Here is a 20,816-nt window from a genome sequence, read left to right as displayed (position 1 = left end):
CGGCGGGCACACCGCCGTGAGCGAGCCCCGCAGCGGCACCGTCCCCGCCCCGGTCCTGAGCCTGGTCTCACCCAAAGAGGGAAGCAGCGTCCAGGACAAGGTCGAGGTCAGTGCGGTCGCGAGCCCGGAAAAAGCCGACTACACCGTGCATTTCGAGCGCAGCATCAGCGGCGGCGGGTGGTCGGAAATCGGTCAGGACAGCTCCTCCCCCGCGTACACCGCCGTCGACGATCTGGGGCCGTTGGCCCTGCCGGACGGCACCGGGCTCCGCTACCGGGCGCTGATGAGCGTCCCGGGCGCCGGCGAAGTGGCCAGCGAGACCCGCACCGTCGTGGCGGGGGAGCTTCCGCAGCCCGCGTCGGTCACTGTTGCGGGCAGCCTGAACTCGGAAATGGGCTGCCCGGGTGATTGGCAGCCCGATTGCCGTGCCGCGTTCATGACAATGGATCCGGCAGACAAGATCTGGCGGCTGACCGCGGACCTGCCCGCCGGCAGCTACGAGTTCAAGGCCGCCCTCAACGGGTCGTGGGACGAGAACTACGGTGCGGGCGGGACGCTGAACGGCAACAACATCACGCTGGACCATCCCGGCGGCCCGGTCACCTTCCGCTACGACAACACCACGCACCTGCTGAGCGCCGTGTACGCCTCGCAGCAGCCGGGGGCCGTCGCGGCCGCCGGGGACATGAACTCGGAACTCGGCTGCGCGGGTGACTGGATGCCCGAATGCGACCTGGCCCAGCTGACCCTGGATCCCGCGGACCTGGTCTGGAAGCTGACCACCACCCTGCCAGCCGGAAGCTACGGTTTCAAGGCGGCCCTCAACCGCTCCTGGACAGAGAACTACGGGGCCGGAGGCGCCCCCGGCGGCGGGAACGTCAGCTTCACGCACGACGGCGGGCAGGTCACCTTCCGGTACGACCACTTCACCCATCTGATCAGCGCCGGCTAGCCACCGCCTCCCCGCCCCGGGGGGACATGCCCATCGTTCACGCCGGGGACTGGGCATAACGGGACTATGTCCAGCCGCGCCTGCAGCGGGAGGGCATGTCCCGCGGCGGGAAGGGCGTGCCCGGGGCGGTGGGGGCGCGAGTCCTCAGCGTCCCGGCGCCGCCCAGTCCAGCAGTCGGTCCAGGGGCCAGGTGGTGACGATCCGCTCGGCCGGCACGCCGTTGCGTTCCGCGCGTTCGGCGCCGTACTGCAGGAAATCGAGCTGCCCGGGGGCGTGGGCGTCGCTGTCGATGCTGAAGAGGCAGCCGGCGTCGAGGGCCAGCCCGATCAGGGCGTCTGGCGGGTCCTGGCGTTCCGGTCGGGCATTGATTTCGACGGCGACGTTGTGTTCGGCACAGGCGGCGAAGACCTCTTTTGCGTCGAACTCCGACGGCGGACGTGTGCCGCGGCCCCCTTGCACGAGACGGCCCGTGCAGTGACCGAGCACGTTCGTGTGCGGGTCCGCGATCGCGCCGAGCATCCGCCGGGTCATGGTCCGTTTGTCCGAGCGAAGCTTCGAATGCACGCTGGCGACCACGATATCCAGCCGGTCGAGCAACTCCGGAACCTGGTCCAGGGCGCCGTCCTCCAGGATGTCGACCTCGATGCCACACAGCAGGCGGAAGCCGCCGCCGGCGCCGGCGTTGATCCCGGCGACGATGCCGAGTTGCTCCTCCAGCCGCTCGGCGCTCAGCCCGTTGGCGATCTTGAGGTTGGGCGAATGGTCGGTCAGGGCGAGGTACTCGCGCCCGAGCAGTCGGGCGGCGTCCACCATGGTCTCGATCGGGGACCCGCCGTCGGACCAGTCGCTGTGGCTGTGCAGGTCACCGCGGAGAACGGCTAGCAGCTCGTGCCCTCCCGGTGCCAGCGGATGGGACCCCCGTTTTCGCAGCCCGCTCAGGTATTCCGGAACTTCGCCCTCAAGCGCCTCCCTGATGACTTGGAAGGTCCGGTCGCCGATCCCCTTGGTCCGCTTGAGCCGTCCGTCACGAACCCGGGCCGCGAGTTCCTCAGTCTCCAGGCCGGCAATGATTCCGGCGGCTTTCCAGAACGCCTGGATCTTGAACGTCGGGGCAAGCTCGCGTTCGAGCCAGAAGGCAATCTCATTGAGGGCGTCGACGGCATCCATTGCACCATCTTGCACCCGTGGCCGTCGCGCGGGGACCCCCGCGACGCGCCGGTACCGCGCCGCTTTGGGCAGCGGGGCCTGTTCTGAGAGACTTGTCCCGACCGGGGCGTGATCCGGTGGGAACTACGCCGGCGGTCCATGGGGAGGACCGGCCCGACAGCTGGGAATCATCAATTTATGGTGCTGCTCGACCGGTCAACGCTCATGGTGGTCTTCGCCGTGATGACGCTGACGATGCTGGTCCTTTTCTACTTCGACACCTACCGCAAGAGCCGCGCGCCCTTTGCCGGCTGGTGGTGCGGGGCCGTCGCCTCATTCTTCCTGGCCGCCGTCTTCTACTTCATGGGCGAGGTCCAGGAAGTGGCGTGGTCCCCCAGCGTGGGCAACGGTGTGATGGTACTTGGCTCGGGTTGCGTCTGGGCCGGAACCCGCTCGTTGGCCGGCCGGCAAATCCGGCCCGGGCTTTTGGCGATCCCCGCGACAGCGGCGGTAGCCGTCGACGCCGCCGTCCACTACTCAGACAACGCCCGGATCGGCAGCATTGTCCTGTTGGCGCTGATGGGGACGGCGATAGGTCTCGCTTCCGTAGAGCTATGGCGCGAGCGGGCCGAGTCCTGGCACCTTGTCCGGTCGCTCGCCATCGCAACCGCAGTCAGTGCTGTCTATTACCTGAGCCGGATGGCAGGGCTGGCGCTGCTCGGGCCGGCCGATCCGCTGTTCCAGGTGCTCTTCGGCACTGGAGTGACCCTGCTGATGGCCATGGTCCTGCTGGTGGTCGTCTCGTCCAGCATCACCTCGCTGAACTACGCACGCCGGACCGAAAATCTGCAGGAGCTGGCCTACCGTGACGGACTTACCGGGCTCCTGAACCGCGGGGAGTTTATGCATCAGGCCCAGCGCAGGCTCCGGGCCAACCTCGCGTCCGGCATCGGCTCCGCGGTGGTGATGGCGGATCTGGACCGCTTCAAAGCAATCAACGACCGCTTCGGGCATGACGCGGGCGACGACGTCATCCGGGCTTTCGCCGAGGCCTGCCGCTCAGCCGTGCGGGAGGGCGACCTCGTGGGCCGCTACGGCGGCGAGGAATTTGCACTGCTGCTCGACGGCGTCGATGCCGAAGAGGGCGTCCGGGTTGCCGACCGGATCAACGCCGCGCTGGCCGAACACAGTTCCCTGCCCGAGGGGGTGAATGCGCCGACGGCGAGCTTCGGTGTAGTCGACGCACGCGACCGGACCGCGGGCCTGCCGCGCCTCCTCCGGGAAGCCGACCGGGCGCTGTATGACGCGAAGGCGGCGGGTCGCAGCCGGGCGGCAATCAGTTTCACCTCCGCGGGGAACCAGACATCCTGAGCCGTCCTCCCGAAGTGCTCAGGATGCGCCGGGAGGCATGACTGCGCCGCGGGCGGCCGGGAGCGGCGCCGCGGGCCGCAGCGCGGGATGCACCCCGGGGGCGGGGCGGGTCAGCGGCTGAGCTCAGACAGGATGCCGGACGCATGCACGGCGCCGTCCAGCTGGAAGCCACAACCGCAACGCCACACCGGCGGCAGCTCCGCCGCGGCATCGGCCGGCGCGAAGGAGTAGGAGTACAGGCTTCTGGTGGCTGAGGCCGGGGCCTTCCACTGCATCGCCATCCCGCAGTGGCTCGGCGCTGCCAGGGACGGCACGGGAAAAACGCGGGCGGGGGCCAGCTCGGCCACCGCTCCGGCAGGCAAACGAGTATCAGACATAGTTAGTAAGCATACATATAGCTAGTCAGGCTAGCGAGTTATTGGGCGCAGGCTATTCCGCCCCCTCGCTTCCGGGCTCCGCGATGGCTTCACTCATCCGGCGCAGGAAGCTGACCACGGTCCGCGCCTCGTCGGCGCTGAGGCCCTCCGCGACGGCCATCATCCTGCGGTGCATGTCCCCCAGCGTGGCCCGGACCTCCGCGTCCGTGGCCGCCGTCGGAACGATCACCAGCGAACGCCGGTCGGTGGGATGAGGCTCGCGGCGGACGTGGCCGCTGCTCACGAGCCGGTCGATCAGCGAGGTGGTCGAGGCCGTCGTGATTCCCAGGACGCGGCTGAGGTCCTTGGGCCCGACCCGCTCGCCGTGGGACTGGGTGCGCAGCAGGTACCGCAGCGCCAGCAGATCCGTCTCGCCCATCCCCATGGAATCCCTCGTGGAGCGCCGCCGGGCAACTTCCACAGTGCGGTACTCTCGCAGCGCCTGCAGCACGGCGCCGGGCGGGTCGAGCCTGTCGTCGGGTCCATACCAATACCCGGAGCCGGAGGGGCTGTGCGCGTCCATCCGGCAATACTAGCTGACCTGATAACTCGGCCGCCGTGGGTTTTCCGAGGTGCCGGGGCAACAAAAAACCCCGGCACCCTGTCGCCAGGATGCCGGGGGTTTTCCACTCTTCGCTAAAAGAGTGGGCCCTGTGGGGATCGAACCCACGACCCACGGATTAAAAGTCCGATGCTCTACCAACTGAGCTAAAGGCCCCAGCTGAAGACCTCAAACGGCGGATAAATCCGCCCTTCAAGGGCCGATCAGCCCAGTCCATTTCTGGACGTTAATACTGTACCCCAGACCGGCGGGTGTTTTTCGCACCGGGCGCCGATGCCGCCGTTGCACGCCGGAGTGCGCCCCTGCGACGGGCCGGCAGGGGGAGAGAACCGGTCCAGCCCTGTCTGGCCTCACGCTCGATTCCCCGACAGCACAGGAGTAGCGTGGTGGCATGAGCGAGCAAGCAGGATCCAGCACCCCGGGACCGCACCGGCACCACAAGCCGAAGCCCTTCGCCCCCATTGACTTCGAACCCTTCGCGGGCGGCGCCGATCCGGCCAGGGTCTCCGAGGCCGCCCACCTTGCCGCGCAGGCCCTTGTGCGCCGCGGACGCGACAGCGACGACCCCGTCGTGACCGGGCGGCTGGTGAAGCTCGCCGACGAACAGGGGCTGGAAGCCATCGCTGAAATGTGGGCCGAAAGTCCCGCCCGCTCCCTCCCGGGGGCCCTCTGGCGCCTCTACGCCCTCCGCGCTGCCACGATTCAGGATCCCGAGCGGATCTCCGTGTACTTCAAAGCCGGCAAGGACACCGCCCAGGTCTCGCACGTGGTGGCCGGCGCTGCCGAGCCGCCCGGCGCGGACGAGATGAAACTGATGGCGGATGCAATCCTCTCCGGCGCGTTCGACGGCGACTTCGACGTCGCGCTGGAACGCTCCGCTGCGTTCTGCCGTGTGGTGGCGCTGGGCCAGGCCACACTCGCCGACGGCGCCGAGCACAGCAACGAGAACCACGCGAGCAAACTCACCCGAAACTCGCACCTTCTCGTCAAGACCGCTGAGGACCTCGAACACGCCGCCAACGCGTGGCGTCTGGGCGAGCTGGACTGAGCCGGCCGGGCGGTGCCGGACACCCGGTACGCATGCCGCCCACGGACTGTCAATGTTGACTTGTCCCCAAGCACGTAGAAAACTAAAAGCGGTGCCGAACCGCGAAACCCCCGGGCTTCAACATCTAGCCGCCTAGAGCGGCCTACCGCCGAGAGGCGTATCCGGTTCGGCACCATTTTCATGCCGCCTTTCGGGCCGCCGGGGCGCTTATCCATCGCAGTCAGGCCGGACGGTAAAGTAATACTCATGCGCGGGCCGTCATCACCTCACACGCCCGGCAGACTCAACCCGTGCACCTCCCTCCCGAAGACCGGTAATCACACGTGAAGCTGCGCCTTTTCCCCCAGGAGCCCGCCGGGCTGAAACTTCTTGCCCAGCTGGCAACCCAGATTGTCCTCGCCACGGGCACCCTCTCTGAGATCCTTGGCGCCCCGGCCAGTGAGAACGCCCGGCTGGTGGAAGACATGCACAACCATGAGGCCAAGTCGGCGGAGCTGCACTTCGCGCTGCTGACGCATATGCGGACCTCCTTCGTGAACCCGCTCCCCCGCGAGGACATGTATGCCCTCTCCCGGTTCCTGAATGAGGCGCTGGAGAAACTCGATGCCGCCGCGGAGCTGGTGTCCCTCTACAAGCTGGACCGGCTCCCGAAACGCGCAGCGGACCAGCTGGAGATCATCAGCAGGCAGGCCGAACTCACCGTGGATGCCATGCGGAAACTGGACAACCTGGACGACCTCGAGGACTACTGGATCGAGGTCCTCCGCCTCGCCAAGCGGGCAGAACGGTCCCACCGGGTCTGGGTGGCGGACATGCTCCATGAGATGAAATGGGCCCAGTACGCGCGCAACCGGGACATCGCCGACCAGCTCGTGGGTGTCACCAGGGACATGCGCCGGATCGCAACCCAGGTGGGCAGCATCATCGTCAAGGAATCCTGACGTGACGATTTTCCTGTTTGTCCTGGTGGTGGTCTTCGCCGGGGCATTCGCCTTTCTGAACGGCTTCAGGGACGCCTCGGCGGCGGTGGCACTGGCGGTGCGGACCCGCGCCCTCACTCCCACCGTCGCAGTGCTGCTGGCCGGGTTCTTCAATTTCATCGGTGCCGGGCTGAGCGCCGTCCTGGCCCTGGCAGTCAGCCGCACCTGGATCCAGCTGCCCCAAGGGGAAAACGGGCTCACCATCCTGATAGCGGGCCTTATCAGTGCCGTGCTGTGGGGGATCTACACCTGGTGGCGGGGCATCCCCTCGTCCTCGACGCACGCCCTTGTCGGCGGGCTGGCCGGCGCGGGGGTCGCGAGCGTCGCCGTCGGCGGGAACGCCGTGGGGGGCGTTGACACCTCCCTGCTCGTCCAAGTGTCGCTTCCCCTGCTGCTCTCACCGGCGATCGCCTTCGCCGGCGCCTACCTGCTGGTCTGGCCCGCGACGTGGGCCGCCCGGTATACGCCGCCGAACGTCGTGAACAGCCGCTCACGGCGCGCCCAGAGCATTGCCGTGGGCGCTGTGGCGTTCGCCCACGGGCTCCAGGACGGCCAGCGCACCAGCGCCGTCCTTGTCCTGGCGCTGCTGGCGTCCGGGCTGTCCGACGGCGCCGGGATGCCGATCTGGGTGGCGCTGTTCACCGCGGTCCTCCTGACCGTCGGAACCCTGGCCGGCGGCTGGCGCATTTCCTACACCATCGGCTACCGGCTGGTCCGGATGGATCCCCTGCGCGGCTCCATGGCCCAGCTGTTCAGCTCCGCCATCCTGCTGGTCGGCGCGATTGGACTGCAGTGGCCCATCTCGACCACGCATACTGTCACCTCGGCGGTCCTGGGTGCTGGGACCCACCAGGGATTTCCCGCCACCAACCGGAAAGTGGTGATCCGGGTCCTGATGTTCTGGGCGCTCACCCCCCTCGTCACCGCCGCAGCGGCGTTCGTGCTGGCCCTGTCCCTGTCGCCGCTCGCAGGACTCTAAGGGCGCAGGCAGGCTTATCCGAAGCGGCCCGAGACGTAGTCCTCGGTGGCCTTCACGCTCGGGTTGCTGAAGATCGTGTGGGTATCGCCGTATTCGATCAGCCGGCCAGGCTTCCCGGTGCCCGCGATGTTGAAGAACGCGGTCTTGTTCGACACCCGCGCGGCCTGCTGCATGTTGTGCGTCACGATCACCACCGTGTAGTCGTCCTTGAGCTCGTTGATGAGGTCCTCAATGGCGAGGGTGGAGATCGGGTCCAGGGCCGAGCAGGGCTCGTCCATCAGGATCACCTGCGGTTCGACGGCGATCGCCCGGGCGATGCAGAGGCGCTGCTGCTGGCCGCCGGACAGGCCGGATCCGGGCTTCGCCAGGCGGTCCTTGACCTCGTTCCACAGGTTGGCGCCACGCAGGGAGCGCTCCACGAGCGCGTCCGCCTCGCCCTTGGACATCTTCTGGTTGTTGAGCTTCACGCCGGCCAGCACGTTGTCCCGGATGGACATCGTGGGGAACGGGTTGGGCCGCTGGAAGACCATGCCGATCTGCGCGCGGACGGTGACCGGGTCCACGCCGGGGCCGTACAGGTTGTCGCCGTCGAGCAGCACTTCGCCCTCGACGCGGGCTCCGGGGATCACCTCATGCATCCGGTTCAGGGTGCGCAGGAAGGTGGACTTGCCGCAGCCGGAGGGCCCGATGAAGGCCGTGACGGACTTGGGCTCGATGCTGATGTTGACGTCTTCGACGGCCAGGAATTTGCTGTAGTAGACGTTCAGGTCTTTGACGTCGATGCGCTTAGACATGATGTTCCTTCACTTGCTGGAGGTACGGGCTGAAGAGTTGGGTTGCCGGTGGGCTAGCGGCCGGCCTTGGGTGCGAACATGCGGGCAATCAGGCGGGCGCCGAGGTTGAGCAGCATCACCAGGATGATCAGGACCAGGGCCGCTCCCCAGGCGCGCTGGGAGGACGGATCCGGGTTGGATGGCGAGGTGGGGTTGAGGATCTGCGTGTAGATGAAGGTCGGCAGCGAGGCCATCCAGCCGCTGAACACGTTGTAATTGATTGACGTGGCGAAGCCGGCGGTGACCAGGATCGGCGCGGTTTCGCCGATCACCCGGGCGATCGCGAGGGTAATGCCCGACGCGATGCCGGAGATCGCCGTCGGGATGACCACCTTGAGGATGGTCCGCCATTTCCGGACCCCGAGGGCGTAGGCAGCCTCGCGGAGTTCGTTCGGCACGATCTTCAACATTTCCTCGCTGGAGCGCACCACCACGGGGATCATCAGCACCGACAGGGCGACGGCGGCGACGGCACCGGTCTTGGTGCCCGGGCCGACGATGGCGAAGAAGAAGGCTGCGGCGAAAAGCCCGGCCACGATCGAGGGGATGCCGGTCATGACGTCCACGAAGAAGGTGATGGCGCGGGCCAGCGGGCGGTCGTTGCCGTACTCCACCAGGTAGACGGCGGTCAGCAGGCCCACAGGCACCGAGATCACGGTCGCCAGCACCGTGATCAGCAGGGTGCCGATCAGGGCGTGGAAGATGCCGCCGACCACCGGGGCGCCCTGCTCCACGCTCTTGTTGTCATAGGCGCCGGTGACGCCGTTCATCGAGGTGGAGAGGAAGCCGGGGTCCGTGAGCCCGGGAAGGCCGTTGACCAGGACCGTCCAGATCACGGAGAAGAGCGGCAGCAGCGCGATCAGGAACGCGCCCACGACGAGGCAGGTGGCCAGTTTGTCCTTGGCGCGGCGTGAGCCCTCCACGGCGGCGCTCCAGCCGACGAGCCCGACGGCGAAGAAGACCGCGGAGACGATGCCCCAGCCCAGGGCGTTGAAGCCGATCAGGGCCAGGACGGCTGCGCCGAGAATCAGGGCGATGCCGAGAACCAGGTACGGGGCCCACTTCGGCAGCTGGCCCTTCGTGAGGGCCGAGCGTTTTTTGACGGGGGTCAGGGTGGCGGTCATTTAGTTGGCTCCCGAGAATTCTTTGTGCCGGGTGATGACCCAGCGCGCGATCATGTTCACGCCGAGGGTGATGACGAACAGGACCAGGCCGGCGGCAATCAGCGTGTTGACTTTCAGCCCGCCGGCTTCAGGGAAGTTCAGCGCGATTTCGGCGGCGATGGTCTGGTTGCCGGACTGGATGAGGCTCGCGGTCAGGGCGCCGGAGGACAGCACGAGCGCGACGGCCATGGTCTCGCCGAGGGCGCGGCCCAGGCCCAGCATGACGGCACTCACAATGCCGGGCCGGCCGAACGGAAGCACGGCCATCTTGATCATTTCCCAGCGGGTGGCACCGAGGGCCAGCGCGGCTTCCTCGTGCAGCTTGGGGGTCTGCAGGAAGATTTCGCGGGTCAGCGACGTGATGATGGGCAGGATCATGACGGAGAGCACGATGCCTGCGGTCAGGATGGTCTTGCCCGTGGCAGAGGCCGGCCCCTGGAAAATCGGCAGCCAGCCGAGGTTGCTGGCCAGCCAGTTGTAGGCCGGCGAGATTTCCTTGGCCAGGAAGGCGGCACCCCACGCGCCGTAGACCACAGAGGGGATCGCGGCGAGCAGGTCGATCACGTAGCCCAGTCCGGAGGCGAGCTTGCGCGGGGCGAAGTGCGAGATGAAGAGCGCGACGCCGATCGCGACCGGCGTCGCGATCACGAGGGCGATGGCGGCCGCGATCAGGGTGCCAATGACAATCGGCCAGATGTAGGCGAAAAAGCCTTCGCCGCCCTGGATCTTGTCCGGGGAGGCCACGAGGGCGGGCAATGCCTGGATGACGAGGAAGAGCGCCACTCCGAAGAGCACGGCCAGGATCAGGCACCCAGCGGCCAAGGTGGCTGCGGAAAAGACCTTATCTCCGGCGCGGCCTGCGCCCCGGGACGTGGTCAGGGAGGTGGTGGTCACTTAACGATCCTTCAGATCTTGGGGTACTTCGGACAAACACGTCGGTTCCCTGCCCCGGTGCGGCCGTCGGTGGACGGCCCTATCGGGACAGGGAACCAGGATCAGGCGAATGTTTCCACTATGCCTGCAGACGCTAGGTTTTCCCTAGGACTTGACCTTGATGGACTCAATGGACTTGAGGGCCTTGTCCTGCAGGGTCTTGGACAGCGGGGCGGACTTGGCGGCGTCGGCGGCTGCGGTCTGCCCGGCCTCTGAGACAACGTAGCTCTCGAACGCCTTCACGAGGTCCACGGTCTTCTGGTCTGCATAGGTGCTGCAGACGATGTGGAAGGAAACCAGGACGACCGGGTAGGCGCCCGCGATGGTGGTCTTGCGGTCCAGCTTGATGGAAAGATCGTTGGCGTTGCGGCCCGCGACCGGCGAGCCGGCGTCGACTGCCTTGGCTGCTGCCTCGGCGGAGATCTTCGTGAAGGTGTCGCCCACCTTGATCTGCGCGACGCCCAGCTTGCCGCTGACGGCGGAGTCGTCGGCGTAGGTCACGGCACCCGGGGTATCGGTAACGGTCTTGACCACACCGGAGGTGCCCTTGGCGTTCTCGCCCTGAAGGGTTGCCGGCCAGACGCCGGAGGCCTTGTCGGTCCACGCCTCGGGAGCTGCCGCGGCCAGGTAGTCGGTGAAGTTGGACGTGGTGCCGGAGTCATCGGAGCGGTTCACCGGGGTGACCTTGAGGTCCGGGAGCTTGGCGTCCGGGTTCATGGCGGCGATCGCGGGGTCGTTCCACTTGGCAATCTCGCCGCGGAAGATCTTGGCAACGGTCGGGGCGTCGAGGTTCAGTTCCTTGATCTCGGGCAGGTTGAAGGCCACGGCGATCGGGGAGATGTAGACCGGGATGTTGAGGGCGCCGTCGGGGCCGCACTTGGCGGTGGAGCTGGCGTACTCGTCGTCCTTGAGGTAGGCGTCGGAGCCGCCGAACTGGGCCGAGCCGTCCAGGAGTGCCTTGCGGCCTGCACCGGAGCCGTCCGGGGAGTACTGCACCGTGGCACCCTGGTTCGCGGAGGCGAAGCTGGTCTTCCACGCGTCCATGGCTGCGCCCTGGGCTGACGAGCCGATGCCGGTCAGCGTGCCGGTCACCTGGGGGCCGGAAGCGGACGGCGCGGCGGACTGGGCCGTGTTGGTTGCGTTGTCCGAACCACAGGCGGTCAGCGCGAGAGCGCCGACTGCGATGACAGCGATGGCCGCGTGGCGGCCGAAGCGGAGTGCCTTCACTAGATGTACCCCTTCCAGGGATTTTCTGTGCGTGCCGGACCGGAGAAGGCCGGGCGGGGATGCGTACGGTTTGTACCTTTATCGAATTTAGGCGGCCCAGGTGAAGAGAATGGCGGTGCAAGGTGAACGGACGGTTAACGACGCCGGGACATTGGCTTACATCGGCCGGGTCCCTCTTGCGTTAGCTGCGTCACGTCCGTAGGGATGGTGGCGCGGGGAGCGCCCGCAGACCAAGCAAATAGACTGGAGCGCATGGCCCCCGCTACTGGACTCTCCGCAAGCGCCCGATTCCTGCGCGGACGGGTCCGCACCGGGCTGGTCCGGAGCCGGAATTCCCTCGTGCCGGCCATCCAGATGACCGCCTGCGCCGTCGGGGCCTATGCGTTCGCGGAATACGTGCTGGGCCACAGCGGCCCGCTCTTCGCCGCCACGTCATCGCTCATCGCGCTGGGCTTTTCCCGGGACCCCAGGCTGCGCCGCGTGATCGAGGTCGGGCTGGGCTGCACCATCGGCATCGTGGTCGGGGACCTGCTGCTGCACTGGCTGGGCGCCGGGATCTGGCAGGCCGCCGTCGTGCTGCTCTTCTCGATCCTGCTGGCACGCTTCCTGGACAGCGGCACCATCTTCACCACCCAGCTGGGCCTGCAGTCCCTGCTGGTGGTACTGCTGCCGGCGCCGGCCGGGGGGCCGTTCACCCGCAGCATCGACGCCATCGTGGGCGGGGTGTTTGCCCTTCTGGTGACGTTTCTGATCCCCAAGGACCCGCGCCGGGAACCCCGCAATGATGTCAAGAAGCTCCTGCACGAACTCGCCGAGGTGCTGCGCGAGTGCGCCTCCGCGCTGAGCGACAGCGACTCCACCCAGGCCTGGCACGCCCTCATCCGGGGGCGGAACTGCCAGCCACTCGTTGATGCCATGCGGCAGACACTCCGGGCCTCCGGGGAGGTCGCGACGCTGGCGCCCGCCCAGCGGCGGCACCGGGAGGAGCTGGACCAGATGGAGCAGTCGCTGGACTTCATTGACCTCGCACTGCGCAACAGCCGCGTCTTTGCCCGCCGGCTGACCAGCGCCATCAACCATGCTGCACTGTCCGACGAGGCCACCGAGAACATCGCCGACGTCCTGCAGGACACGGCCGACGCCGTCGAGGAACTGTCCCTGGGCCTGGCGGAGGTGCACGACGGCGTCCGCCGCGCGCACCTGCGGACGGCGCGGGCGGACCTGCGGGAGATCGCCGGCCGGCTGCACCCGCGGCTGCTGGACGTGCAGCGGCTGGAGGGTGAAACGGTCGTCATGCTGTTCCGGCCGCTGATGGTGGACCTGCTCGAGGCGGCCGGCGTCGACTCCCGGGAAGCCCGGGACATCCTGCCGCCGCTCTAGCTGCCGTGGCGCGGAAGGGTGGTTGTCGCTGGGCGCGGATAGTGTGGAGCGATGGCTACCAAGACTTCTTCCCGGGCTTCCAAGGCGCCGGGCTACAAATGCGCCGAGTGCGGCTGGACTACGGCCAAATGGGTGGGCCGCTGCGGCGAGTGCCAGGCCTGGGGCAGCGTTGAGGAAACCGGGGGCGCCGTGGCGCGCACGACGGCGGCCGCCGCCGTGCTGGAGCCGGCCCGCCGGATCTCGGAGGTGGATGCCAGTTCCGCGGCCTTCCTCCCCACCGGCGTGGACGAACTCGACCGTGTGCTCGGCGGCGGGCTGGTTCCCGGCGCCGTGATCCTGCTGGCGGGCGAACCCGGCGTCGGCAAGTCCACCCTCCTGCTGGACGTCGCGGCCAAGTTTGCCCGCACCGCCCAGGACGTCCTCTACATCACCGGCGAGGAATCCGCCGCGCAGGTCAAGCTCCGCGCGGACCGGATCGACGCCGTCGCCGAATCCCTGTATCTCTCCGCTGAAACGGACCTCGGCCAAGCCCTGGGCCAGGTGGAGAAGCTGGAGCCGCGGCTGCTGATCGTGGACTCCGTGCAGACGCTGAGCAGCGCCGATGTCGAGGGCAGCGCCGGCGGCGTCTCGCAGGTCCGCGAGGTCGCCGCCTCCCTGATCGCCGCTGCCAAGCGCCGCAATATGACCACCCTGCTGGTGGGCCATGTGACCAAGGACGGTTCCATCGCCGGGCCCCGGCTGCTGGAGCACCTGGTTGATGTGGTGTGCCAGTTCGAGGGCGAGCGCCACTCCCGGCTGCGGCTGCTGCGGGCCGTCAAAAACCGGTACGGCCCCACCGACGACGTCGGCTGCTTCGACCTGAACGAGGACGGGATCGTGGGCCTGGCCGATCCGAGCGGATTGTTCGTTTCCCGGACCAAGGAACCGGTGTCCGGAACCTGCATCACGGTCACCCTCGAGGGGCGCCGGCCGCTGCTGGCAGAGGTGCAGTCCCTGCTGGCCGAAAGTGCCAACGCGCAGCCCCGGCGGGCAACCAGCGGGCTGGACAGTTCCCGGGTGGCAATGCTGCTGGCTGTCCTCCAGCAGCGGGCCGGCTGCCTGCTGAACAAGGACGATTCCTACGTCGCAACGGTCGGCGGCGTGAAACTCAGCGAGCCCGCCACTGACCTCGCCGTCGCGCTGGCCGTGGCATCGGCAAAGGCCAGGAAACCCCTGCCGCAGCGGCTCATCGCGTTTGGCGAAGTGGGCCTGGCCGGTGAGGTCCGCCCGGTGCCCGGCATCAACCAGCGGATCCAGGAGGCGCACCGGCTGGGGTTCACCCACGCCGTGGTGCCCGCCAGCCCGAACGGCCCGGGTCCGGTGCCGGCGGGCTTCTCCGTGCGCGAAATCGGGCACCTTACCGAGGCCCTGGACCTGCTGATCGGCTGAGTCCCGGCCCCCGGCCCTGAGTCCCAAGGGCGACTTAGGACCCTAGCCCCGGCCCGGGTATCCGGCGGAGAATGGGGACCAGGAACGGTCACCGACGGAGGGATCTGCCATGATGGGGTACTACGGAAACGGCTTCGGCTGGATGTGGCTCTGGGGCCTGCTCCTGCTCATCGGCATCGCCCTGCTGGTGCTGCTCGCGGTCCGGCTCTTCTCCGGCGGGGGCCACCGCGGCGGTGCCGCCCAACCCGGACCCTACGGCGCGACGCACTACGGCCAGCCAGGGTTCCCCCCGGGCGGAAAAAGCCAGGCACGGTTGATCCTGGATGAACGCTTCGCGAGGGGCGAGCTGACCGCGGAACAATACCGCGAGAACCTGAAGGTACTCGGCGAGCAGCAGTAATGCGCCCGATCAGCCGACGCGAGGCCCTGCTGCTGGGCGGCCTGGGCACGGCAGCCACCGTAGCGGGCGGCGCCGGGCTGTGGTGGTCCCTGGCTTCCACACTGCAGCCGGTCGGCGGTGCGGCGCCGGCACAAGGCCCGGAGCTGCGCAGTTCCGCCGAACTTCGCAGCACGGACGGCAGGCTCCAGCTCACCCTCGACGCCGCACGCGGACAGGCTGAACTCGGCGGCCGCACGGCCCGGCCACTCTCCTACAACGCCACCTTCCCGGGCCCCACCCTCCGCCTGAGGCCGGGCGATGAGCTCGCCGTCAGGCTGGTGAACCACCTCGACGAACCGACGAACCTGCACGTCCACGGCCTGCACGTGTCCCCGCAGGGCACCGGCGACAACGTGTTCGTCGCGGTCCCGCCCGGAGAAGGGCACGACTACAGCTACCGGCTGCCGGCGGACCACCCGCCGGGCGTGTACTGGTACCACCCGCACCACCACGGCATGGTCGCGGACCAGATCTTTGCCGGACTGTTCGGTGCGATCATCGTCGAGGATCCGGAAGCCATCCCCGTAAGCAGGGAACGGGTGCTGCTCGTCTCGGACACCACCCTGGACAACGCCGGGAACATCGCCACGGTGTCACCCATGGGGCGCATGGCGGGCCGGGAAGGAGAGCTGCTCCTGCTCAACGGGCAGAGCAGCCCGCTCCTCACAGCCCGCCCGGGGGAACGGGAGCGGTGGCGGATCATCAACGCCTGCGCGGCCCGCTTCCTTCGGCTCCGGCTTGCCGGCCAGCAGCTGCAGCTGATCGGCATGGATTCGGGCCGGTCCGCCGTACCCGAACCTGTGCAGGAGCTCCTGCTGGCGCCGGGCAACCGGGCGGACCTGCTGGTCACCGCCGCCGCCGGCGAATCCGTACTGCAGGCCCTCCCTTACGACCGCGGCACCATGCCGGGAATGATGGGGCAGGGTCCGGGCCCTGCCCGCGGGGTGTTAGCGCTGGCGGCTTTCCGGGTCGGCGGCGAATCTACGACGCCGGCCGGTGCCGTCCCGGCGCGGCCGGCCCCGGAGGACCTCCGCAACGCAGCGGTGGCCGCCCGCCGGCAACTGACCCTGGCCATGGGTGCGGGATCCGGAGGCCCGGGCGGCGGTCTGGGCGGCATGATGCGGTTCACCATCAACGGCCGTGAATTCAGCGACGCGCGCACGGATACAATCGTCGCGGCCGGAACCGTCGAGGAGTGGACGCTTGTTAACACCAGCCCCATGGACCACCCCTTCCACCTGCATGTCTGGCCGATGCAGCTGCTCGAGGACAACGGCCGGTCACTCGATTCCGTGGTCATGCGGGACGTCGTGAACGTGCGGGCGAACGGGCACGCCACGGTCAGGATCGCGTTCCGCGACTTCACTGGCCGCTCGGTCTATCACTGCCACATCCTGGACCACGAGGACCTGGGAATGATGGGCGTGATCGAGGTCCGCTGAACTGCGTGGCCTCTTGCCAAGAATACCCCCCAGGGGTATCTTGAAGCTGAATCCAGGCATCGATGAATCTCCCGGGAGCGCATCATGGAACATCGGCACAGCAGCCAGGCCGTCGGCGGCCGGCAGCCGAACCAGCATGAAAACAGCGGCGGGCACCTGTCCCCCGGCGCCGCCGGCATACACGGAACCGGCACACACGGAACCGGCCGCTGTCCGCCCGGAATCCCGCCAGGCCGTCGCGGCGCTGCAGCGCCGGGGCATCAAGGTGGCCATGATTACCGGTGACGCACGTCAGGTGGCCCAGGCCGTGGCCGCCGAGCTGAACATCGATGAGGTCTTCGCCGAGGTCCTTCCGGCGGACAAGGACAAGAAGGTGGCCGAACTCCAGTCCCGCGGCCTCCGGGTGGCCATGGTGGGCGACGGGGTCAACGACTCCCCCGCTTTGGCCCGCGCCGAGGTGGGGATCGCGATCGGCGGCGGGACCGACGGCGCGGTGGAGTCCGCCGGGGTGGTCCTGGCCGGGAACGACCCCCGGGCGGTGCTGTCCATGGTGGACTTGTCCCGGGCCAGCTACCGGAAGATGTGGCAGAATCTCGTCTGGGCCACGGGCTACAACGTTATTGCGGTGCCGCTGGCCGCCGGTGCCCTGGCCTTTGCCGGGGTTGTCCTCTCCCCTGCCCCCGGCGCCGTCATGATGTCCGCCTCCACGGTCGTGGTGGCGCTCAATGCCCAGCTGCTGCGCCGCCTGAAACTCAACCCCGCCGACGTGAAGTGACGCAAGGAGACCCATGCCGGAAAGTGCATCCCGCAGTCCCTCGTTCGGGAGATCCTTCGCCCGGGCGGGTCCGCGGATGGATGCCCGCGGGGCAACGGAGCACCGCCGCCGCCTCCTGGCAGCGGCGCACGGCGCTATCGTCGAAATCGGGGCGGGCTACGGGGCGACTTTCCCGTTCTACCCTTCCGCGGTGACGGGCGTGCTTGCCCTCGAACCGGACCCGACCCTCCGGGAGCTGGCGCTGGCAGCCGCGGCCAGGGCGCCGGTGCCTGTCACCGTGCAGGACGGCGTGGCGGAAGCGCTGCCGGCGGCGGACGCCTCGGTCGACGTCGTGGTGTCCAGCCTGGTGCTGTGCAGCGTCGCGGACCAGTCCGCGGCCCTGGCGGAGGTGGTCCGGGTCCTGCGGCCGGGCGGCCTTTTGCTGTTCTATGAACACGTCCGTTCGGAACACCGGGTGCTGGCGGCGGCCGAAGACCTGCTCACGCCGCTGTGGAGCCGGATGGCAGGCGGCTGCCACCCGAACCGGGACACCCCCGCCACGATCGCGGCGGCGGGCCTCACGGTGCAGGGACTGGAGCGCTTCGGCTTTTCAGTGCTGCCCGGCAACCCGCGGCTGGCCCACGTGCTCGGGGTGGCCAGCAAACCCTGAGCGCAATCCCCGTGCGTCATCTCCGGGACCGGCACGTTTCAGCCGGGTCCTCAATGAATAGACGAAGGTCAGCCGCCCCCGCGCAGGTGCTGCTCATTCAGTTCGTCGAGCTGCTGGTCCGTCAGGTCATCGAAGCTGCGGGCCTCGCGTTTGTCGCTCCGGGAGAAACGCATGAACATCAGGATGATGAGGGGCAGGTCCACTATTTCGCAGATGAACCAGAGGAAGTCGCCCGCCAGCTGCTGGTCGCGCAGGGGACCCGGGAACCACAACAGGGAGGACTGCGTCGTCATGACGTGATCGAGCACCTGCCCGTTCAGGCGCAGCAGGATCCCGGGGACCGCGTCGATCAGCAGTTCGATGAAGACGAAGACGATCTCCAGCGTGATGTACGCGCTGGACCGCTGGAAGTCCGCTTCCTCGATGATCGGAAGCGCCATGAGCAGGCCCAGCAGCGGAACCCCGACGGTCAGAAGGGCCTCGGCCAGTGGATCGGCGCGCAACGTGTAGAACGCCGGGGTCAGGAACGTGGAGAAGAGCGCCAGCCCCAGCAGCGGCGCGGCCATTGAGTTGCTCACAAACCGCACCACAGGGTGGGCGAGGGCACCGTTCAGCCGTGTGATGCCCCGCGGTGGCAGGGCCGCGCGGGCGAGGGAGATTGGCTTGCCGAGGCCGATCAGCAGGGGCACGACAAAGAGGAGCAGGGAAATCTTGAGCGTGAACGCCCAGCGCAACTGGGTGCTGTAGACGCCGGGGAATCCGCACGTCAGCACGGTAAGTGAGCCAAGGCCCAGGAGATAGAACGCCAGCGTCCGCCACAGCGGCCAGCGCCGCCCGCGGGCGGCTGCGGCCCTGAGACCCAGCGCGTAGAGCACCCCGGAGGCGCCGATCATCAGCAGGGCGATCCAGTCAACCTGCCAGGCGCTTACAACAACGTCAAGGGGTGGCACCGGTCCATGATAGCGCCGCAACCTTGGGGGACGCCCACTGGGATTCTGGTGGCCGTCCGCCGGCCACGGGGCCGCGACACGCGAACGGGACGCCCGCCGCGATGGCAGACGCCCCGTTCGTTAATCAGTCAAAACGGTTCGAGCCCCGGTGCTAGGCCTTCTTGGGCGGCAGCGCCAGCTTGAAGACCTTGGCCCAGGTGGAGCCGACCTGCTTCCAGATCGGGCCCGTGGTGTACGGCAGGCCGTAGCGCTTGCAGATTTCCTGCACCTTGGGAGCCACCTCGGCGTAGCGGTTGGACGGGATGTCCGGGAAGAGGTGATGCTCGATTTGGTGCGAGAGGTTGCCGGTCATCAGGTGCATGAACTTGGACCCGGAGATATTGGCGGAACCGATCATCTGCCGGACGTACCAGTCACCGCGGGTCTCGCCTTCCACCATTTCCTCAGTGAAGGTGTCTGTGCCTTCGGGGAAGTGGCCGCAGAAGATCACCGCGTGCGCCCAGACGTTGCGGACCGCGTTGGCGGTCAGTGTGCCGTACAGCGCCTGCTTGCCGGAGCCGGTGAGCATGGCGACGGCAGGAGTGGCGGCGTAGTCCTTGGTGAACTGCGTGAGGGCCTTGCGTCCAAGGGCCTTGAGGTCCTTGGTGAGGGCCTCCTTGGACTTGTTGCCCTCTTTGTAGTCGTTCAGCTCGAGATCGTAGATCGCGATGCCCCATTCGAAGACCGGCGCCAGAATCGCGTTGTAGAGCGGGTTGCCCAGGTTGAAAGGCTTCCACTCCTGCTGGGCGTCCATCCGCAGCAGGTTGTACCCGACGTCGTTGTCCTTGCCGACGACGTTGGTCCAGCGGTGGTGCAGGTCGTTGTGGGTGTGCTGCCAGGATCGCGCCGGGGTTACGAAGTCCCACTCCCAGGTGGTGGAGTGGATGTCCGGGTCCCGCATCCAGTCCCACTGGCCGTGCAGGATGTTGTGCCCGAGCTCCATGTTTTCCAGGATCTTGGCGAAGCTGAGCAGCGTGGTGCCGGCAACCCAGGCGGCCTTGTTCTTGCTGACCAGGAGCGTGGCACGGCCGGAGATCTCCAGTCCGCGCTGGATCTTGATCATCCGGCGGATGTAGGCGGCATCGGACGTTCCGCGCTTGGCGAGGATGTCGTCCTTGATGGCGTCGAGTTCACGGCCCAGCTCGGCGACTTGCTCGTCGGAGAGGTGCGCGGCAGCCGGCGGGCGGACAGTCGGGCTGCCGGTCTCGGCGAGGGCGCCGGGCCGCGTCTTCACGGCAGCGGGAGCCTTGGCAGAGTCGGTGCCGGCTTTGTCGGGTGTGGCGCCGTCGTCGGAAACGTCAGGCTTGTCGGAAACAATCGTCATGCGGTGGTACTCCTCAGATGTCGAGGTTAACGGGTCCGGCGGCTGCCGAGACACACGTCTGGATTAGTTGGCCGGGCTCGCCGTGGACTTCGTCCGTGCGCAGGTCACGAACCTGTCCGGCCCGGAGGGGGGTGAGGCAGCTGTGGCAGATGCCCATCCGGCAACCGCTGGGCATCAGGACGCCAGCGTCCTCGCCGACGTCGAGCAGCGGGGTGTCGCCGTCGGCTTCGACTTCGCGGTCGGATGCCTCGAAGGTGACCAGGCCACCGTCGTGCCCTTCGCCGCCGGCAAGCTTGGTGCTGAAGCGTTCAATGGTGAGGGTGGAGTCCGAGGACGGACCGGCGGTTGCGGTTTCCGCAGCCCAGAGCGCCTCGGCGTCGTCCAGGAAGCCTTCGGGGCCGCAGGCGTACGCGGCACGCTGGCGCCAGTCCGGGCAGAGCTGTTCCAGCGCGGCTGTGGAGCTGAAGTCTAGCCGCCCGCGTTCGCCGGTGAACCAGTGGATGACGCGGAAGTTGGGAAACTGGTCCGCCAATTCGGCCAGTTCCTCACGGAAGATGGCATCTGCCGGAGTCCGGGCAGTGTGAATGAGGACGACGTCGGAGTCCGGGCGGTGCGGAACCAGCGTGCGGATCATGGACATGACCGGGGTGATTCCGCTGCCGGCGGTGAGCATCAGCAGGGGCCGCGGGTGCTCCGGCAGGACGAAGTCGCCCTGCGGCCGGGCCAGGAAGAGCACGTCGCCGGGTTTGGTGCTGCGCACGAGGGTTCCGGAGACAGCAC

The 20,816-nt window shown here is 68.0% G+C and carries 20 protein-coding genes, 1 tRNA gene and 1 pseudogene; 11 read left to right on the top strand and 11 right to left on the bottom strand.

Annotated features, from left to right (window positions below; all coding sequences use genetic code 11):
* Positions 1 to 952: pseudogene (locus tag BJQ90_RS08190) on the top strand (alpha-amylase); the annotation flags it as partial.
* 144 nt (positions 953 to 1,096) lie between these two features.
* Here the strand turns inward: BJQ90_RS08190 and BJQ90_RS08185 are convergent.
* Positions 1,097 to 2,119 carry a PHP domain-containing protein gene (locus BJQ90_RS08185; RefSeq protein ID WP_226759798.1) on the bottom strand — a complete coding sequence of 341 codons (1,023 nt, stop codon included), beginning with the start codon at positions 2,117 to 2,119 and terminating at the stop codon, positions 1,097 to 1,099.
* Positions 2,120 to 2,296: 177 nt separating this feature from the next.
* Here BJQ90_RS08185 and BJQ90_RS08180 point away from each other — a divergent pair, with 177 nt between their 5' ends.
* Positions 2,297 to 3,469 (top strand): GGDEF domain-containing protein, encoded by a 1,173-nt coding sequence (locus BJQ90_RS08180; RefSeq protein ID WP_226759797.1) that lies wholly within the window; start codon positions 2,297 to 2,299, stop codon positions 3,467 to 3,469.
* Between the two features lie 110 nt (positions 3,470 to 3,579).
* Here the strand turns inward: BJQ90_RS08180 and BJQ90_RS08175 are convergent, their stop codons facing one another.
* The 3 genes from BJQ90_RS08175 to BJQ90_RS08165 all read right to left on the bottom strand — a co-directional run bounded on the left by BJQ90_RS08175 (position 3,580) and on the right by BJQ90_RS08165 (position 4,603).
* Positions 3,580 to 3,846 carry a hypothetical protein gene (locus BJQ90_RS08175; protein ID WP_226759796.1) on the bottom strand — a complete coding sequence of 89 codons (267 nt, stop codon included), beginning with the start codon at positions 3,844 to 3,846 and terminating at the stop codon, positions 3,580 to 3,582.
* A gap of 52 nt (positions 3,847 to 3,898) precedes the next feature.
* On the bottom strand, positions 3,899 to 4,408 hold the full coding sequence (locus BJQ90_RS08170; RefSeq protein ID WP_226759795.1) for a MarR family winged helix-turn-helix transcriptional regulator: 510 nt from the start codon (positions 4,406 to 4,408) through the stop codon (positions 3,899 to 3,901).
* Positions 4,409 to 4,530: 122 nt separating this feature from the next.
* Positions 4,531 to 4,603, bottom strand: a tRNA-Lys gene (locus tag BJQ90_RS08165).
* Positions 4,604 to 4,838: 235 nt separating this feature from the next.
* On the opposite strand from BJQ90_RS08165, the gene BJQ90_RS08160 reads away from it, so the two are divergent.
* From BJQ90_RS08160 to BJQ90_RS08150, 3 genes are all read left to right on the top strand, one after another.
* Positions 4,839 to 5,495, top strand: a complete 657-nt coding sequence (locus BJQ90_RS08160) for a hypothetical protein (RefSeq protein WP_226759794.1) — start codon at positions 4,839 to 4,841, stop codon at positions 5,493 to 5,495.
* A 323-nt stretch (positions 5,496 to 5,818) separates the two neighbouring features.
* Positions 5,819 to 6,436, top strand: a complete 618-nt coding sequence (locus tag BJQ90_RS08155) for a DUF47 domain-containing protein (protein ID WP_226759793.1) — start codon at positions 5,819 to 5,821, stop codon at positions 6,434 to 6,436.
* 1 nt (position 6,437) lies between these two features.
* Positions 6,438 to 7,454: an inorganic phosphate transporter gene (locus tag BJQ90_RS08150; RefSeq protein WP_226759792.1), complete on the top strand. Its 1,017-nt coding sequence runs from the start codon at positions 6,438 to 6,440 to the stop codon at positions 7,452 to 7,454.
* Positions 7,455 to 7,468: 14 nt separating this feature from the next.
* Here BJQ90_RS08150 and pstB read toward each other — a convergent pair whose 3' ends face one another.
* The 4 genes from pstB to pstS form a co-directional block, all read right to left on the bottom strand.
* On the bottom strand, positions 7,469 to 8,248 hold the full coding sequence (pstB, locus tag BJQ90_RS08145; protein WP_226759791.1) for a phosphate ABC transporter ATP-binding protein PstB: 780 nt from the start codon (positions 8,246 to 8,248) through the stop codon (positions 7,469 to 7,471).
* Between the two features lie 53 nt (positions 8,249 to 8,301).
* Entirely contained in the window at positions 8,302 to 9,411 is a 1,110-nt protein-coding gene (gene pstA / locus BJQ90_RS08140) for a phosphate ABC transporter permease PstA (protein WP_226759790.1), read from the bottom strand.
* Positions 9,412 to 10,344 carry a phosphate ABC transporter permease subunit PstC gene (gene pstC, locus BJQ90_RS08135; protein WP_226759789.1) on the bottom strand — a complete coding sequence of 311 codons (933 nt, stop codon included), beginning with the start codon at positions 10,342 to 10,344 and terminating at the stop codon, positions 9,412 to 9,414.
* A gap of 144 nt (positions 10,345 to 10,488) precedes the next feature.
* Positions 10,489 to 11,610 (bottom strand): phosphate ABC transporter substrate-binding protein PstS, encoded by a 1,122-nt coding sequence (pstS, locus tag BJQ90_RS08130; RefSeq protein ID WP_226759788.1) that lies wholly within the window; start codon positions 11,608 to 11,610, stop codon positions 10,489 to 10,491.
* Positions 11,611 to 11,862: 252 nt separating this feature from the next.
* On the opposite strand from pstS, the gene BJQ90_RS08125 reads away from it, so the two are divergent.
* The 6 genes from BJQ90_RS08125 to BJQ90_RS08100 all read left to right on the top strand — a co-directional run bounded on the left by BJQ90_RS08125 (position 11,863) and on the right by BJQ90_RS08100 (position 17,723).
* On the top strand, positions 11,863 to 12,990 hold the full coding sequence (locus tag BJQ90_RS08125) for an FUSC family protein (RefSeq protein WP_226759787.1): 1,128 nt from the start codon (positions 11,863 to 11,865) through the stop codon (positions 12,988 to 12,990).
* Positions 12,991 to 13,041: 51 nt separating this feature from the next.
* On the top strand, positions 13,042 to 14,418 hold the full coding sequence (gene radA / locus BJQ90_RS08120; protein ID WP_226759786.1) for a DNA repair protein RadA: 1,377 nt from the start codon (positions 13,042 to 13,044) through the stop codon (positions 14,416 to 14,418).
* A gap of 109 nt (positions 14,419 to 14,527) precedes the next feature.
* On the top strand, positions 14,528 to 14,818 hold the full coding sequence (locus tag BJQ90_RS08115; protein WP_226759785.1) for an SHOCT domain-containing protein: 291 nt from the start codon (positions 14,528 to 14,530) through the stop codon (positions 14,816 to 14,818).
* Positions 14,818 to 16,299, top strand: coding sequence for a multicopper oxidase family protein (locus BJQ90_RS08110; protein ID WP_226759784.1), 1,482 nt, complete (start codon positions 14,818 to 14,820; stop codon positions 16,297 to 16,299). Before BJQ90_RS08115 ends, BJQ90_RS08110 begins: the two co-directional genes overlap by 1 nt.
* Positions 16,300 to 16,435: 136 nt before the next feature.
* Entirely contained in the window at positions 16,436 to 17,074 is a 639-nt protein-coding gene (locus BJQ90_RS08105; RefSeq protein WP_413463655.1) for an HAD-IC family P-type ATPase, read from the top strand.
* Between the two features lie 13 nt (positions 17,075 to 17,087).
* Positions 17,088 to 17,723: a class I SAM-dependent methyltransferase gene (locus BJQ90_RS08100; RefSeq protein WP_226759783.1), complete on the top strand. Its 636-nt coding sequence runs from the start codon at positions 17,088 to 17,090 to the stop codon at positions 17,721 to 17,723.
* Positions 17,724 to 17,791: 68 nt separating this feature from the next.
* Here BJQ90_RS08100 and BJQ90_RS08095 read toward each other — a convergent pair whose 3' ends face one another.
* The 3 genes from BJQ90_RS08095 to BJQ90_RS08085 all read right to left on the bottom strand — a co-directional run.
* Complete coding sequence (locus BJQ90_RS08095) at positions 17,792 to 18,673, bottom strand: cytochrome c oxidase assembly protein (protein WP_226759782.1); 882 nt, start codon at positions 18,671 to 18,673, stop codon at positions 17,792 to 17,794.
* A 151-nt stretch (positions 18,674 to 18,824) separates the two neighbouring features.
* Positions 18,825 to 20,036: a fatty acid desaturase family protein gene (locus BJQ90_RS08090; protein WP_226759781.1), complete on the bottom strand. Its 1,212-nt coding sequence runs from the start codon at positions 20,034 to 20,036 to the stop codon at positions 18,825 to 18,827.
* Between the two features lie 13 nt (positions 20,037 to 20,049).
* A partial coding sequence (locus tag BJQ90_RS08085; RefSeq protein ID WP_226759780.1) for a flavin reductase family protein occupies positions 20,050 to 20,816 on the bottom strand: 767 nt, incomplete at its 5' end.

Source organism: Arthrobacter sp. SO3 (genome assembly GCF_020532825.1).
Lineage (GTDB): Bacteria > Actinomycetota > Actinomycetes > Actinomycetales > Micrococcaceae > Arthrobacter.
This window is presented reverse-complemented; position numbering and strand designations above follow the sequence as displayed.

What these genes read in the sequence shown, in the direction of transcription:
- BJQ90_RS08170 (WP_226759795.1), bottom strand. Translation starts at nt 4,408, where the DNA reads ATGGACGCGCACAGCCCCTCCGGCTCCGGGTATTGGTATGGACCCGAC.
- pstA (WP_226759790.1), bottom strand. Translation starts at nt 9,411, where the DNA reads ATGACCGCCACCCTGACCCCCGTCAAAAAACGCTCGGCCCTCACGAAG.
- BJQ90_RS08185 (WP_226759798.1), bottom strand. Translation starts at nt 2,119, where the DNA reads ATGGATGCCGTCGACGCCCTCAATGAGATTGCCTTCTGGCTCGAACGC.
- BJQ90_RS08180 (WP_226759797.1), top strand. Translation starts at nt 2,297, where the DNA reads ATGGTGCTGCTCGACCGGTCAACGCTCATGGTGGTCTTCGCCGTGATG.
- BJQ90_RS08115 (WP_226759785.1), top strand. Translation starts at nt 14,528, where the DNA reads ATGATGGGGTACTACGGAAACGGCTTCGGCTGGATGTGGCTCTGGGGC.
- BJQ90_RS08125 (WP_226759787.1), top strand. Translation starts at nt 11,863, where the DNA reads ATGGCCCCCGCTACTGGACTCTCCGCAAGCGCCCGATTCCTGCGCGGA.
- BJQ90_RS08105 (WP_413463655.1), top strand. Translation starts at nt 16,436, where the DNA reads ATGAAAACAGCGGCGGGCACCTGTCCCCCGGCGCCGCCGGCATACACG.
- BJQ90_RS08160 (WP_226759794.1), top strand. Translation starts at nt 4,839, where the DNA reads ATGAGCGAGCAAGCAGGATCCAGCACCCCGGGACCGCACCGGCACCAC.
- BJQ90_RS08175 (WP_226759796.1), bottom strand. Translation starts at nt 3,846, where the DNA reads ATGTCTGATACTCGTTTGCCTGCCGGAGCGGTGGCCGAGCTGGCCCCC.
- pstB (WP_226759791.1), bottom strand. Translation starts at nt 8,248, where the DNA reads ATGTCTAAGCGCATCGACGTCAAAGACCTGAACGTCTACTACAGCAAA.
- BJQ90_RS08100 (WP_226759783.1), top strand. Translation starts at nt 17,088, where the DNA reads ATGCCGGAAAGTGCATCCCGCAGTCCCTCGTTCGGGAGATCCTTCGCC.
- radA (WP_226759786.1), top strand. Translation starts at nt 13,042, where the DNA reads ATGGCTACCAAGACTTCTTCCCGGGCTTCCAAGGCGCCGGGCTACAAA.
- BJQ90_RS08110 (WP_226759784.1), top strand. Translation starts at nt 14,818, where the DNA reads ATGCGCCCGATCAGCCGACGCGAGGCCCTGCTGCTGGGCGGCCTGGGC.
- BJQ90_RS08090 (WP_226759781.1), bottom strand. Translation starts at nt 20,036, where the DNA reads ATGACGATTGTTTCCGACAAGCCTGACGTTTCCGACGACGGCGCCACA.